The sequence below is a fragment of the Candidatus Tisiphia endosymbiont of Nemotelus uliginosus genome, assembly GCF_964264835.1.
In the GTDB taxonomy this organism is placed as follows: Bacteria; Pseudomonadota; Alphaproteobacteria; order Rickettsiales; family Rickettsiaceae; genus Tisiphia.
Window position 1 is genome coordinate 1029065 of sequence record NZ_OZ183485.1, and the last position, 13546, is coordinate 1042610.

13 protein-coding genes and 1 pseudogene are annotated in these 13546 nt (G+C 33.0%); 12 read left to right on the forward strand and 2 right to left on the reverse strand.

What is annotated here, in order from left to right; translation table 11 throughout:
* Positions 1–210: 210 nt before the first annotated feature.
* From ACFELV_RS04480 to ACFELV_RS04515, 8 genes are all read left to right on the forward strand, one after another.
* Complete coding sequence (locus ACFELV_RS04480; protein WP_375326934.1) at positions 211–1242, forward strand: SAM-dependent methyltransferase; 1032 nt, start codon at positions 211–213, stop codon at positions 1240–1242.
* A gap of 9 nt (positions 1243–1251) precedes the next feature.
* On the forward strand, positions 1252–2004 hold the full coding sequence (locus ACFELV_RS04485) for a VacJ family lipoprotein (protein ID WP_375326935.1): 753 nt from the start codon (positions 1252–1254) through the stop codon (positions 2002–2004).
* A gap of 12 nt (positions 2005–2016) precedes the next feature.
* Complete coding sequence (locus tag ACFELV_RS04490; RefSeq protein WP_375326936.1) at positions 2017–2589, forward strand: phospholipid-binding protein MlaC; 573 nt, start codon at positions 2017–2019, stop codon at positions 2587–2589.
* Between the two features lie 17 nt (positions 2590–2606).
* Positions 2607–3485, forward strand: coding sequence for a ribose-phosphate diphosphokinase (locus ACFELV_RS04495; RefSeq protein ID WP_375326937.1), 879 nt, complete (start codon positions 2607–2609; stop codon positions 3483–3485).
* Between the two features lie 98 nt (positions 3486–3583).
* Complete coding sequence (locus ACFELV_RS04500) at positions 3584–4702, forward strand: alanine racemase (RefSeq protein ID WP_375327514.1); 1119 nt, start codon at positions 3584–3586, stop codon at positions 4700–4702.
* A complete protein-coding gene (locus tag ACFELV_RS04505; RefSeq protein ID WP_375326938.1) occupies positions 4692–5465 on the forward strand; it encodes an MlaE family ABC transporter permease in 774 nt (257 codons plus the stop codon). Before ACFELV_RS04500 ends, ACFELV_RS04505 begins: the two co-directional genes overlap by 11 nt.
* Before the next feature lie 47 nt (positions 5466–5512).
* A complete protein-coding gene (locus ACFELV_RS04510; protein WP_375326939.1) occupies positions 5513–6277 on the forward strand; it encodes an ABC transporter ATP-binding protein in 765 nt (254 codons plus the stop codon).
* 1 nt (position 6278) lies between these two features.
* Positions 6279–6554 (forward strand): DUF5510 family protein, encoded by a 276-nt coding sequence (locus tag ACFELV_RS04515; protein ID WP_375326940.1) that lies wholly within the window; start codon positions 6279–6281, stop codon positions 6552–6554.
* Between the two features lie 177 nt (positions 6555–6731).
* On the opposite strand, the gene ccmA is transcribed toward ACFELV_RS04515, so the two are convergent.
* Positions 6732–7340: a heme ABC exporter ATP-binding protein CcmA gene (gene ccmA, locus ACFELV_RS04520; protein WP_375326941.1), complete on the reverse strand. Its 609-nt coding sequence runs from the start codon at positions 7338–7340 to the stop codon at positions 6732–6734.
* A gap of 156 nt (positions 7341–7496) precedes the next feature.
* On the opposite strand from ccmA, the pseudogene acnA reads away from it, so the two are divergent.
* The 4 genes and pseudogenes from acnA (at position 7497) to ACFELV_RS04540 (ending at position 12285) form a co-directional block, all read left to right on the forward strand.
* Positions 7497–10162 (forward strand): annotated as a pseudogene (gene acnA / locus ACFELV_RS04525) (aconitate hydratase AcnA).
* Positions 10152–10538 carry a hypothetical protein gene (locus ACFELV_RS04530; protein WP_375326942.1) on the forward strand — a complete coding sequence of 129 codons (387 nt, stop codon included), beginning with the start codon at positions 10152–10154 and terminating at the stop codon, positions 10536–10538. Before acnA ends, ACFELV_RS04530 begins: the two are co-directional and overlap by 11 nt.
* An 87-nt stretch (positions 10539–10625) precedes the next feature.
* Positions 10626–11543 (forward strand): Rpn family recombination-promoting nuclease/putative transposase, encoded by a 918-nt coding sequence (locus tag ACFELV_RS04535; RefSeq protein WP_375326943.1) that lies wholly within the window; start codon positions 10626–10628, stop codon positions 11541–11543.
* Between the two features lie 445 nt (positions 11544–11988).
* Positions 11989–12285 (forward strand): helix-turn-helix domain-containing protein, encoded by a 297-nt coding sequence (locus tag ACFELV_RS04540; protein WP_375326944.1) that lies wholly within the window; start codon positions 11989–11991, stop codon positions 12283–12285.
* Between the two features lie 205 nt (positions 12286–12490).
* Here ACFELV_RS04540 and ACFELV_RS04545 read toward each other — a convergent pair whose 3' ends face one another.
* Positions 12491–13507: an autotransporter outer membrane beta-barrel domain-containing protein gene (locus ACFELV_RS04545; protein WP_375326945.1), complete on the reverse strand. Its 1017-nt coding sequence runs from the start codon at positions 13505–13507 to the stop codon at positions 12491–12493.
* Positions 13508–13546: the final 39 nt, after the last annotated feature.

The window sequence follows — 13546 nt, forward strand, 5'->3', positions numbered from 1 at the left end:
TTAATATATTATACCATTTCCGAAAACTAATTATCTACGTTCGTCGTACTTCATGATCTTCTGCTCCTCACGTATACGTCTGTACGCGCAGGTAGCGGGCACTCGTACTCCTAGTGCTAATTTAGTTCCCGGAAATGGTGTTAGTCTCTCGAATTTAAGGCAGTAATAGCACTTTTTTTAATAATTTGCAATTGGAGTTTCATAAGTTATATGTTTGGCAGTAGAGCGATTGTTAGCATTTTTAGCACATTAAAAGAAAAACTAAAATTATGTTATCAAGGTATTACAAATTTCCCTAGCTGGTATCAAAGAAAAGTACTAATAATTATTAATTATTTCGTAGATGTCAAATATAAAGTAGCCCATATAAAAGAAACTAATTTGAATCTTGGTTTAGAACATTTGTATAAAAACAACCTTAATGATGCAATATTAAGATTTAAATTGGTTGAGAAATTTTTGGCTCCCCAGGATCCTGAAGCTAATTACTGGCTAGGTTGGACTTATTTCTTAAAAAACAATCATACCAAAGCTGTATCTCATTTACAAAAATCCTGTAAAGCTGATCAAGTCAAATTAGGACTTTTTTTACAAAATTATCAGAACTTATCAGAAATACCTCAACAAATCTGGAGGCAATATAGAAATCTTATTGCCCAGCATTATATTAATAAATTTTATAGCAATAATAAATTACACCTACCTTATATTTTTGTTAGTAAAATTATCAATACTATACCAAGTTTACCTGATACCTATAGTGTTTTAGAGTTAGGTAGTAATGTTGGAGTAATAGGTTATGAAGTAAAAAAACGCTTTCCTGATCATTTTACTATTACAGGAGTTGAAAGTGCTAAAGCTATGAGTCAGCTTATTTCATTATATTATTCTAACTTGAATATTTACGATCAGTTAATAGAAACTTCAATACCAAATTTTCTGGAGCAACATCCCGATAAATATGATGTTATATTAAGCTGCAACTCTCTTGCTTTTACCAAAGATTTAACGAAATATTTTACTTTAATTTCTTCTATTACTAGAGAATTAGGATATTTTGCATTCTGTTTACCTATTGATCAGACCTCTAGCTTTTCTATAGCTAGGAAAGAATTTATTTCAACGATAGAAGAGATCAATTCTGCACTGAACCAAGTGAAATTCATTATATTAAGTAATGAAGAATTAGAGCTAGAAAAAAATTCTAAGTACTATATGGTAGTGTGTAAGAAAAATAATTAATTAGGCTGTATGAAATACTTTACCTTATTGATACTAATTAGTATTTTTAATCTTACTGCCACTGCTAATAGCTCTACTGCTAATGAGGCTGATGACGATTTTAGATATAGTTATAATTATGGCAAAGGTTGTAATCAAGTATATGATCCTTATGAACCACTAAACCGAAGAGTTTTTGCTTTTAACTCTACTTTAGATTATCTATTCTTACGTCCCATCACTATAGGTTATAAACGCTTAACCAATAACTATACTAAAGCAAGAGTAAGTAGCTTTATAGATAATATTACTACTCCAATAACCACGATTAATTACGGTTTACAAGGTAATTATGGCCAAACTATGAAAAGTTTCTGGAGATTTCTTATTAATACCACTTTCGGGATAGGTGGTTTGTTTGATGTAGCCAGTAAAATGGGTTTAACAGTAACACCACAATCTTTTGGTAGTACACTTGCTAGCTATGGTGTGGGACCTGGTCCATACGTAGTATTGCCATTTCTAGGAGGTACTAATACCCGCGATGTTACTGATTCTGTATTTACAAACACTTATTTTAATCCTATAATGCATATAGTACATAGAGATTTTAGAATGGTATTATTTGGTACTCAAACTATTGATACTAGATTAGCACTATTACCATTTACTGATTACGTAAGCCAAAACTCTACTGATCCTTATATTGCGATAAAATCAGCCACTCATCAAAATCGTGAGTCTGTGCTTTTTTACCCTAAACAATTTATTTGCCCTAAATGAAAGGTAGAAATTATGAAAAAAATTGCTCTATGTCTAATATTGGTATGTTACATACCTGTCTCCCTCTATGCTGCTGATATTGTTGATAAATACGTTGATCAATTAGTCAAAGATGGTTTAAATATACTAAATGATACTACTATAAGTCAGGATACAAAAGTTGCTAAAACTAGAAAGCTAATTTTAGCTAATTTGGATCTTCCTTGGATGGCTAAATTTACTCTTGGGGGATATAGAAAAACCCTACCTCCTGAGCAAATTAGTAAGTTTACAGAAGCCTATAGTCATTATGTTAGTAAAGCATATGCCAGTTTGGTAAAAAACTATCATGGGCAAGAGCCAAAAATTTTGGAAGTAACTTCTCTTAATAATGATGAGTTTATGGTGTCAATGTTAATAGGCACTATTAAGGTAAAATATCTAGTGCGTAAGGTTAATGATTCTACTAATCCCAATAATTTTAAAGTATCGGATATTATCACTGAGGGTGTGAGTCTAATCAATTCTCAACAATCAGAATTTATGAATATTTTAAGTTGTAGAGGTTTTGACGCTTTAATTGAAGAGTTAACTAAAAAGTCTTAGTCTACTCAATACTCAACATGAAAATTCTAGCAGGGCTTACTCAAAAAAACCTAGCAAAATGCTTAGCTAAGGAATTAAATTGTCAATATGTAGAATCTTATACTACTACTTTTGATGATTCAGAACTAAGAGTGCAAGTTTTAGAAGATTTGAAAGGGTGCGAAGTAACTATTGTCCAATCTACTTCTAGGCCAGTTAATAATAACTTAATGGAACTATTATTATTGGTTGATACAGTAAAAAGAGCAGGAGCTAAACGCATCACCGCGATTATACCATATTTTGGATATAGTCGCCAAGATCGCAGGTCGTATGTTTTTGCGCCAGTTTCAGCTCGGTTAGTAGCCAATTTATTAGAAGCAGCGGGGGTGCAGCGTATCATTACTATAGACTTACATTCTCAACAATTAGAAGGTTTTTTTAAAATTGAAGTACAAAACCTTAATCCCAGCAGTCTATTCTTCCCTCTAATCAATATTTATAACAATATTATTATAGTAAGTCCCGATATTGGAGGCATTACGCGAGCACGAGCCATGAGTAATCTATGTAATGTAGATATAGCGATTATCAATAAAAATAGAACTGTAAATAATGAATACCAAATCTCAGACATAATAGGGAATGTTGCAACAAAACATTGTATATTAATTGATGATATTGTGGATAGTGGTCAGACTATTTGTAAAGGCACTAAATTATTAATGGACCGCGGAGCCTTGTCGGTTAATGCTTTTATTACTCATCCCGTGCTTTCTAGCTCCTCTCAAGAAGAGATTGATAACTCTCATATCACAAACCTATATATCACTGATACAATAGCAGTCTCAGATTTAAGCCCTAAGTTTCAAATTGTCTCTATACTCCCTCTTTTAGTTGCTGCATTAAAAAAATAAAATTTTCTTTTCAGAATGGATTATTTCTGTATATACTGCTCACAAACCAAGAACCTGAATTTTCTTGAAATCCATTAAGTAAAGTAATGGGAATATTTATGCATTCCGCTCATTGTACTCTTGAAATAGACTTAGCAAAAATTCGAGCTAATTACCGTATTATGGCACAGTTGTGTAAAACGGCAGAAGTAGCCGCAGTCGTCAAGGCTAATAGCTACGGGCTCGGAGCTAATATTGTTGCCCCGGCTCTACAGCAAGAAAACTGTAAAAGCTTTTTTGTGACTAATATTGAAGAAGCTATTTCACTGCGTAAAGTTTTAGGTAAAAAATCTAATATTTTTGTACTTAATGGCGTATTTTATGACGAGGTAGAGGAATTTAAGTATTATAACTTTATCCCTATTCTGAACAATATCAAGCAACTAGAAATTTGGCAAAAATTTGCTAAGCATCATATGGCAATATACCCAAATAGTGGATTATTACCTTGTGCGATACATATTAATACTGGTATGAATAGGTTGGGTATGACAGATAAAGAGACCAAGGATATAATAAACAATCCGGCATTACTAGAAGGACTTGAATTGCAATATATTATTAGTCATTTATCTGCTTCTGAAGTTGCAGATAATCCTTATAACCACAAACAATTAGAAAAATTCAAATACTATTTAAGTTTTTTTCCAAAAATTAAGGCCAGCTTATCCAACTCTAGTTGCGTATTTTTAGGTGAAGAATATCATTTTGACTTAATACGAACTGGCGCTGCATTATATGGTATCAATCCGTCAGAAAGCCTAATTAACAATCCCCTACATAATCCCGTTCGATTAACAGCCCCCATAATCCAGCTGCAAGAATTATCAGCTGAAGATTATATAGGGTATAATATGACGTTTCAAACAGGCCGTAATAGTATCATTGCTACCTTGCCTCTTGGATATGCTGACGGCTACTCGCGTGCTTTTAGCAATTATGGAGAAGTATTTATTGATTCCTATAAGGCCCCTATTGTTGGCAGAGTTTCAATGGATTTAATTACTATTGATGTCACTGATCTACCACCAGAGAAGGTTTTTCTAGGACAACAAGTTGAAATTATAGGGAATAATTGTACACCGGATAAAATTGCCAATATAATCAATACCATTGGTTATGAAGTATTAACCATGATGGGTAATCGATATAAAAAAGTATATAAAAATGATTCTTGATATAGTTAACTTATTGGGCAAACGGACCCTGGCGTTTATTAGGAATATAGGAAATTTTTCTATATTCACCTTTTTAGTAATCACTACTGTGTTTAAGCGACCTATATATTATGGATTAATTCTAAAACAGTTACTCATTATCGGTTTTTTCTCTTTACCGGTAGTAGCAATGACTACTTTTTTTTCTGGAGCTGTACTTGCTTTACAAAGCTATACAGGATTTTCGCGTTTTTCAGCTGAAAGTTCGATCGCCACTGTCGTAGTCTTATCTATCACGCGTGAACTTGGGCCAGTGCTTGCTGGACTTATGGTTGCTGGCAGAGTAGGAGCTTCAATCGCAGCGGAAATTGCTACTATGAGAGTAACCGAACAAATAGACGCGCTTTATACTTTGTCAACAGATCCGTTGCAGTATCTAGTGTTTCCAAGAGTAGTAGCTGCGGTCATTACTTTACCATGTTTAGTATTAATAGGGGATGTACTAGGGGTGCTAGGTGGTTATTTAGTCAGTGTTTATAAATTAGACTTTAATAGTTCTGGATATTTAGTAAATAGCTTTAAGTTTTTAGAAACAATAGACGTGGTATCAGGATTAGTAAAAGCCGCAGTATTTGGTTTTATTATTGCAATAATTAGCTGTTACAGTGGTTATTATGCAGATAAAGGGGCCAAAGGCGTAGGAACTGCTACTACTTCTGCGGTGGTAAGTTCTTCGGTGCTTATTTTGTGCAGCAACTATTTGTTAACTGCTTTGTTTTTTTAATCATTTATTAGTTAAGAGATTTGAATATAATTTTATAAGAATTAATTATGTGTGATGGAAAACCAAAAATAAAAATACGTTCATTATATAAAGCTTTTGGAAATCATGAGGTACTTGCAGGAATAGATTTAGATATTAAAGAAAATAGTTCAACGGTGATTTTAGGGGGCTCTGGTAGTGGAAAATCAGTTTTGATAAAAACCATAGTAGGTTTAATACGGCCTGATAGTGGTAGTATCATGATTGATGAAATGGAAACTATAAACCTATCAGTCAAAGATAGATTTAAAATTATGCAAACCATAGGGTTTTTATTTCAAGGTGGAGCACTTTTTGATTCTTTAACTGTTCAAGATAATATTACATTTTTTGCTGAAAAATTATTTAAACTGTCAGTAAAAGGTAAAGAAGAATTAGCGGCTTCTAAGCTCAGTGCTGTAGGGTTATCAGCTAGGATATTACCACTTTACCCTTCAGAGCTTTCTGGAGGAATGCAAAAAAGAGTATCTTTAGCTAGAGCTATTTGTAGTAATCCTTCAATTCTTTTCTTAGATGAACCCACCACTGGTCTTGATCCAATAATGGCAAATGTTATTAATGAGCTAATAATTAAGATACAAGAAGAGTTAAAGGTAACTACCATTACTATAACTCACGACATGAATAGCGCTTATATGATCGGTAAAGAAGTTACCATGCTTTATAAGGGAAAGATTTTATGGTTTGGTACTAAAGATGAAATACAACATAGCGATAATCCCTATTTACAACAGTTTGTGAATGGCCTAACTTCAGGACCCATAGAGGTGTAAAATGTTATGGGACTTAGGGAAATTTAGACATATATATGTTATAATATTCTTATTAACATTCATAGCTTATATGGCTTATATGTTTGATGTATTCGCTTTTGATCTACCAACTTATAGCATAGAGGAATGGGAAAGAGTAGGGGTAATAGGACTTATTATTATTACTATTATTGTACCCTCTAAATACCGAGTGATAATAATTGGCACTGTCCTTGGCTTAACCCTTAGTTATTTTACCTATCAATATTTAGTCCCATTCTTATTATCTTTCTTGTGATATTTTATTAGACTTCTTTCGAAACTCTACTGGCGATGGTAATTTGGACAATGAATCTAGGCTCAAATCCTCACACTCACACACACTCACATACAATTACGCATGCTGCGGTTTGAAGCAAAGAGTCTCCTTCAAATTCCCTACCAGAAGCGAGCTCTAAAAGAAGTCTATTACAAATTAATAATCAGCACTATACTCTTGCAAATTAATTATTTGCCCCGTGGTAATCATGGGATGCATATGAGAAGTCAATATAATGATTCCTCCATTATTAGCTTTGGAAATAATTAAATTATATAATAAAGCCTTATTTTCTTGATCAAGATTTGCTTCTATTTCATCTAATAGCCAAAGATCAGTTTGACAAAGCATTAATTTAGCTAAAGCAACTTTTTTTTGATTGCCTGCAGAAAGTGTATAGCATTTTTCACGTAGAACATTATGTAATTTAAAATAATATATTGTAGGTTCGAGCAGCTCAATAGCACCATAAATCTTGCTCCAAAATTGTAAATGTTCTAATATAGTTATTTGGGATTTTAGGCCGATATTATGACCAATATAATTACAATATGGCTTTTTAACTTCTTCACATTCTAATGCTCTATATAACACTCTTCCCTTGGTTGGATTCTGCATACCAGATATCATTCTCAATAAGGAAGTTTTACCACAACTATTGGGTCCTTGTAAATAAACTATGGAGGTAGGCAATAACGTCATGTTAATGCTAGAGAAAAAATTTCTTTTCCCTATTTCAAAGGTTAGTTGCTCAAATGACAGCATTGACAGAACACTAATAAAGTTTTAATACAATTTACTTTAAATATATATTTTTTCAAGTTAAGTTAATGCAGTTGTGAATATTGTAACAACTGCAATAAGGTTTAAGAATAAAATACAATCTTCAATATACCGCATTAAAGTTAAATTATGGAGTGAATGGTGAATAATAGTAATTATGCTAAAGATATAATAGTAAATGGTAGATCTTATAGAATTTTCGATATAAATAAAGCAGCAAATGATATTCAACTTGAATTGAAGCGCTTACCATATAGTTTAAGGATACTATTTGAGAATGTGCTGCGTCTAAATGGTAGTAAAGAAAGTTTACTATTATTCAAACAATGGTTAGAGAATAAGAAATCTAATTCTGAAATACCTTTTATGCCAGCTAGAGTGTTAATGCAAGATTTTACTGGTGTACCTGCTATTGTCGATCTGGCCGCTATGCGTGATGCTATGAAACAACAATCAGGCGATCCCTTAAAAATTAATCCCTTAATCCCAGTTGACTTAGTAATAGATCATTCAGTTCAGGTGGATTATCACGGAACAGCAGATTCTTTTGCTAAAAATGTTAAAATGGAAGTACAAAGGAATATAGAACGTTATACATTTCTAAAATGGGGACAGATAGCGTTTAATAATTTTAGAGTCGTTCCTCCCGGAACTGGAATTTGTCATCAAGTGAATCTGGAATATTTAGCAAATGTGGTGTGGACTAAGCAGGAAAATGGGATAATTATTGCCTTTCCTGATACCGTGGTTGGAACAGATAGCCATACTACTATGATTAATGGTTTAGCGGTTCTTGGCTGGGGGGTTGGAGGAATTGAGGCAGAGGCAGCAATGCTCGGCCAACCTTTATCAATGATTTTACCAGAAGTAATTGGGGTTAAGTTAACTGGTACTTTGCAAGGCATAATTACTGCTACTGATTTAGTATTGACAATCACCCAAATGTTAAGAGAGAAAAATGTGGTGGGTAAATTCGTAGAATTTTACGGTGATGGATTAGATTCTATGACAATAGCGGATAGAGCTACTATCTCAAATATGTCACCAGAATTTGGAGCTACATGTGGTTTTTTTCCAGTAGACAATGAAACTATAAAATATCTTAATTTGACTGCTAGGGATCCTAATAAAGTAAAATTAGTAGAGGAATATAGTAAAATACAACATCTATGGCGTGAACCCGAAATTATTCCTGAATATACTGATATATTAGAGTTGGATTTATCTACTTTAGAAACTTCCCTTGCTGGCCCAAGACGTCCACAAGATAGGACTAATTTAGCAAATACTGCTAATAGTTTTAGAAAGCAACTAACTTCTTTAACTATGGAAAATAATGACTTAAATCTAAGATATCCTGTAGCTAATACTGATTTTACTATAGGTAATGGAGATATTGTGATCGCTGCTATTACTAGCTGCACTAACACTTCTAACCCTAACGTAATGATTACCGCCGGCTTATTGGCTAAAAAAGTAGTAGAACTTGGGTTAATAAAGAAGCCTTGGGTTAAAACTTCACTAGCACCTGGGTCCCAAGTAGTAACAGAATATTTAAAAAAAAGTGGCTTACAAAAATATTTGGACATTTTAGGTTTTAATTTGGTAGGATATGGTTGTACTACTTGTATAGGGAACTCAGGGCCACTTAAGGCCGAAATAGAAGATACTATTACTATAAATAAATTGGTGGCAGTTTCAATTCTATCAGGTAATAGAAATTTTGAAGGACGAATACACCCTTTTACAATTGCTAGCTATCTCGCTTCTCCTCCTTTGGTTGTTGCATATGCTTTAGCAGGAACTATTAATATTAACCTTGAGCAAGATATACTAGGTCAAGACCAATACGGTCAGGGTATATATCTTAAGGATATTTGGCCCAAGCCGGAGGAAATAAAAAAGACTATCGACGAATCCCTCACTTCTCAAATGTTTCAAGATAGATATAGCCAGGTATTTATAGGAGATCAAGAATGGCAGAATATTAAAGTTACCAAAACAGATACTATGCATGGGATAAAAATAGCACTTATATTAACAACCCTCCTTATTTTACCGAATCATCCTATACTAGTAAGCTACAAGATATAGTACTAGCTAGAATATTAGCAATTTTTGGTGATTCAGTAACCACTGATCATATTTCTCCAGCAGGAAGTATTAACAAACTAAGTCCGGCTGCTAAATATTTAATAAAGCGAGGTATTGATCCTAACGATTTTAACTCTTATGGCTCGCGATGGGGTAATCATGAAGTAATGCTAAGGGGGACTTTTTCTAATAATAGAATTAGAAATTTAATATGTGAAGGGCACGAGGGAGGAATTACTATAAATCAGCTCAATAATCAGCAGATGAGTATTTATGATGCGGCTATGGATTATAAATCGCAAGGAGTTCCTTTAGTAATTTTTGCAGGTAGAGAATATGGATGTGGTTCGTCACGAGATTGGGCAGCGAAGGGCACAAATTTACTCGGAGTAAAGGCAGTAATCGCCGAAAGTTTTGAAAGAATACATAGATCAAATTTAATTGGTATGGGGGTATTGCCCCTTGTACTTATTGATTGCAGTGTGCAAGATTTAAAACTTAACGGTACAGAATATATTACTATTAACGGTTTGAGTAACAGGGTTAGACCCTATAACCAGTTAAATTGTATTATCCAAAGGCAAGATGGTATAATTGACACTATTCCAGTAGTTCTGCAAGCTTTTACAGATAATGAGATTAGCTACATCCAACATGGTAGTATAATGCACTTAGTAGTTAAAAATTTAAAGGACGAAAATGAACAATGAAATTAAAGAATATACTAAAGCTGGCAGATCAAACCTTATTATAATTTATATATTATTTTTATGTGGAATAATAGCTCCACTATTACCGGTTGTAGGAGTGATTTTTGCTTATATGCATAAGGATGTTAAAGATAGTAATTTATCTAGCCATTATATTTTTCTATTGCGTACTTTTTGTATAGGGCTTGCGGGCGATATTATATGTTTTTTTATAAATTTGCTCGTATTACTTACTTTTCCGATCCTACTATTGTTATTGAAACCTATTTGCTATGCATGTTTATATATTTGGTATATATTAAGGGTGGCTATAGGCTTTAAGTACTTATTAAATTATGAGCCTTATGAAAATTATATGACTTATTGGATTAAATAGTAATTAATATAATCTCACGGGTGTTAATAGTTTCTATAATATGCTATAATAGCCTTAAAAAAACAACTGCAGCTAGTAGTAGAGATAATGGAGAAAATTACCCCTAGAATAGATGTCGCGTTTAAGAAAATTTTTGGTGTGGAAGAAAATAAGGATTTACTTATTTCCTTAATTAATTCTATTGTCTCTAGTGAAGATCAAGTAATAGATGTGACTCTTCTTAATCCTTATAACCCTAAGAACTTTAGAAATGATAAGCTATCTATTTTAGATATTAAAGCTCTTGGAGAAGGTGGTAAAAGATTTAATATAGAGATCCAAATCACTGATGAAGCTGATTATGACAAGAGAGCACTTTACTATTGGGCTAAGTTATATACTGAACAATTGCAAGCTTCTGCGGAGTATTCTAGTTTAAACAAAGCGATTGGTATACATATACTTAATTTTACCTCTATTCCAGATATTGCGAAATATCATAATGTTTTTCATATTGCAGAGAAGGATAGTGGGTTGTTATATTTTAAGGATTTAGAACTACATACTATTGAGCTTAATAAATTCACCAATAATCCTAAAGAAGGATTAGCTGATATATTAAAGAAAGTAGTAAATTCTTTAGATGTGTGGAGTGCATTTTTAACGCGTCATGATTTATTGAATAAAGACAGTTTGCCTAAAGAATTAGATAATGCCAGTTTAAAGAAAGCATTGACAGTATTAGACGTGATGAACTTCACGAAAGAAGAAAGAGATGCATACGAAGATCACTTAAAATGGCTTAGAATTGAAGCTAACACTCTAAAGAAGGTTGAAGCTCAAGCGGAAGCTAGAGGAGAAGCTAAAGGTAAAGCTGAGGGTAAAGCTGAGGGTAAAGTTGAAGGTAAAGCTGAACTGATAAAAATGATGAGGGATAATGGTCATTCTGTTGAAGAAATCTCTAGAATTACCAAGCTACCTATTACTGAAATCAATAAATTGCTGAGCCTGCTAAAATTAACATAAATTGTACTAAATACCTAGCATATTTATGGTACGGGTCTGTCTAAATCAGTGGGTAAATTTCTTCTGGATTAAACTTGTTATTACTAAATAATAAGTAATTCTTCGTATTTTTCTTTATACCGGTTATTAACACTAATTCTTGAGGATAAAGCAGGTAGAAAAGTTCTTTTGTCAGAGTAGTCCTTGATTCTTTAATATCTCTCTTATAGACCGTGATTCACTACCCTCGCTTCAAAAGCCTTACAATTATTGGAAAATTAATGTATGATAATTTTTGCCTATTAAGAATTTATTAATATATTAAATATAAATTAATACCCATTACTTAAATTTTTGTTAATATGTTAGGCAAAGCTAATACTATTAGGTCATCCCTTGATAGTTTATTTTGTTTAAATTGATGTGAAAATATATAAACTAAATTATCATAATAATTAAGTATCCAATGGTTCATAATAAGGATAATGCGGCAGAGTGCTTGCAAGCAATTGATCGGTTTATTGGTTTTAGAATTAGATCTTTAAGATTTAAAAACGGCTTGTCACGACAACAACTTGCAGCTATGCTTAGTATAGCTAGTGCAGAGTTAGAAGAATATGAAACAGCGTGTAAAACGATCACTATAGATATGTTAGATCGAATAGCTAGACTTTGTGGTACTAGCATTTATTTTTTCTATCAAGGGCTGGATTCTATTGTAAAAATACCTTCACGACAAACTAAAAACTCGAAAAATCATTAAGAGCAATTATAGCTAAATTGATTTAGCAATGGCAAGTACAGTTTTTTGTTGAGTATACTGTTAGTATACTCATTTGGGTAATGATTCCGTGCTCAAATCTTCGCATACACACCTAAGTACGCTGGGGTTTTGGGCCCCTTACTTCTTGCAAGTTCCTTCCTAGAAGGGTGCCCCGAAACAAGTCTAATAGTTTATGAAACATTTTTTAAAAATTAACTCTTAATTTTAGGCTGCCTTGATGGGCAATATATTTTTTAGCAAAAAAATAAGAATCATAATAAGCCCCATACTCGATAAAGCTTGCAACTGTAGAAAAACCTACCCCAACATTATATAGGGTTTTTACATTTTTAGCGGCTCTTGATATAACTGGAGCATTGCTAATATCGAACCTAGCATTCATTAAACCTAATTTACTTCCTATCTTGTGTGATACAAATGTATGAGCATCAAATAATATATTCGTGGTATTAATGTTAGTAGTAGTTAATATCCTTGCCCCAATAATAGCGTCAGTCCTACGAGAATTTTTGCTAGCCACCAGCTTATTTTGATCAGCTGTGCCAGATTCTTGATGAGCTTCCTCACGTGATTGTATATAATCAATGCCAATTATTGGCGTTAATAATATTTTATCGGTTAGATTTGCATCGTAGCCAAATAATATTTTTCCAGCAAGGGTGGTAGAATTGTAATTAGATTGGGCAATTTGAGCTCCAGCAGAATTAATTTTACTATAGCCTAATCTATGTTCTTGATTTTTCACTTGCGTAGAAGCATAAGAAGCAATAGCTTGTACAAATAAGGTACTATTAAGTTGTTGCGATCCATAAAGAGAGAATATTGTTGTATTAGTTTGAGTTTTATCTCCCGCTTTATAATCTTTATATTTCATATTAGTTTCAATCTTAGACCAAGCGACTCCAGCTGTTAGGTTATCATTAACTTCAATATCGATACCGAGTATTCCACCAAAAGTTTTTGCTTTATAACCTGCCACTCCATCTTGTTTCTTTTGCTCTGCTTGTTCGTAAAAAGAGGTAGCCCAGGAACCCGCTGGTATTTTATTTGTATCATCTCCGGCACTTAGCGCTATAATACCTTCCATTTCATTAAGTTTAATTTGAGATATCCTGAAAATTAATGCTTGATTAATTTTAAAAATATCTTGCTCTAACCTTAACGTCACTAGTGGTTCTACACTATTTTGTAACCTTCGCATTGCTTCGCCTCGTAAGTTTGAGTCCGAAATATTACCTAT

What these genes read in the sequence shown, in the direction of transcription:
- ACFELV_RS04480 (WP_375326934.1), top strand. Translation starts at nt 211, where the DNA reads ATGTTTGGCAGTAGAGCGATTGTTAGCATTTTTAGCACATTAAAAGAA.
- ACFELV_RS04485 (WP_375326935.1), top strand. Translation starts at nt 1,252, where the DNA reads ATGAAATACTTTACCTTATTGATACTAATTAGTATTTTTAATCTTACT.
- ACFELV_RS04490 (WP_375326936.1), top strand. Translation starts at nt 2,017, where the DNA reads ATGAAAAAAATTGCTCTATGTCTAATATTGGTATGTTACATACCTGTC.
- ACFELV_RS04495 (WP_375326937.1), top strand. Translation starts at nt 2,607, where the DNA reads ATGAAAATTCTAGCAGGGCTTACTCAAAAAAACCTAGCAAAATGCTTA.
- ACFELV_RS04500 (WP_375327514.1), top strand. Translation starts at nt 3,584, where the DNA reads ATGCATTCCGCTCATTGTACTCTTGAAATAGACTTAGCAAAAATTCGA.
- ACFELV_RS04505 (WP_375326938.1), top strand. Translation starts at nt 4,692, where the DNA reads ATGATTCTTGATATAGTTAACTTATTGGGCAAACGGACCCTGGCGTTT.
- ACFELV_RS04510 (WP_375326939.1), top strand. Translation starts at nt 5,513, where the DNA reads ATGTGTGATGGAAAACCAAAAATAAAAATACGTTCATTATATAAAGCT.
- ACFELV_RS04515 (WP_375326940.1), top strand. Translation starts at nt 6,279, where the DNA reads ATGTTATGGGACTTAGGGAAATTTAGACATATATATGTTATAATATTC.
- ccmA (WP_375326941.1), bottom strand. Translation starts at nt 7,340, where the DNA reads ATGCTGTCATTTGAGCAACTAACCTTTGAAATAGGGAAAAGAAATTTT.
- ACFELV_RS04530 (WP_375326942.1), top strand. Translation starts at nt 10,152, where the DNA reads ATGAACAATGAAATTAAAGAATATACTAAAGCTGGCAGATCAAACCTT.
- ACFELV_RS04535 (WP_375326943.1), top strand. Translation starts at nt 10,626, where the DNA reads ATGGAGAAAATTACCCCTAGAATAGATGTCGCGTTTAAGAAAATTTTT.
- ACFELV_RS04540 (WP_375326944.1), top strand. Translation starts at nt 11,989, where the DNA reads ATGGTTCATAATAAGGATAATGCGGCAGAGTGCTTGCAAGCAATTGAT.
- ACFELV_RS04545 (WP_375326945.1), bottom strand. Translation starts at nt 13,507, where the DNA reads ATGCGAAGGTTACAAAATAGTGTAGAACCACTAGTGACGTTAAGGTTA.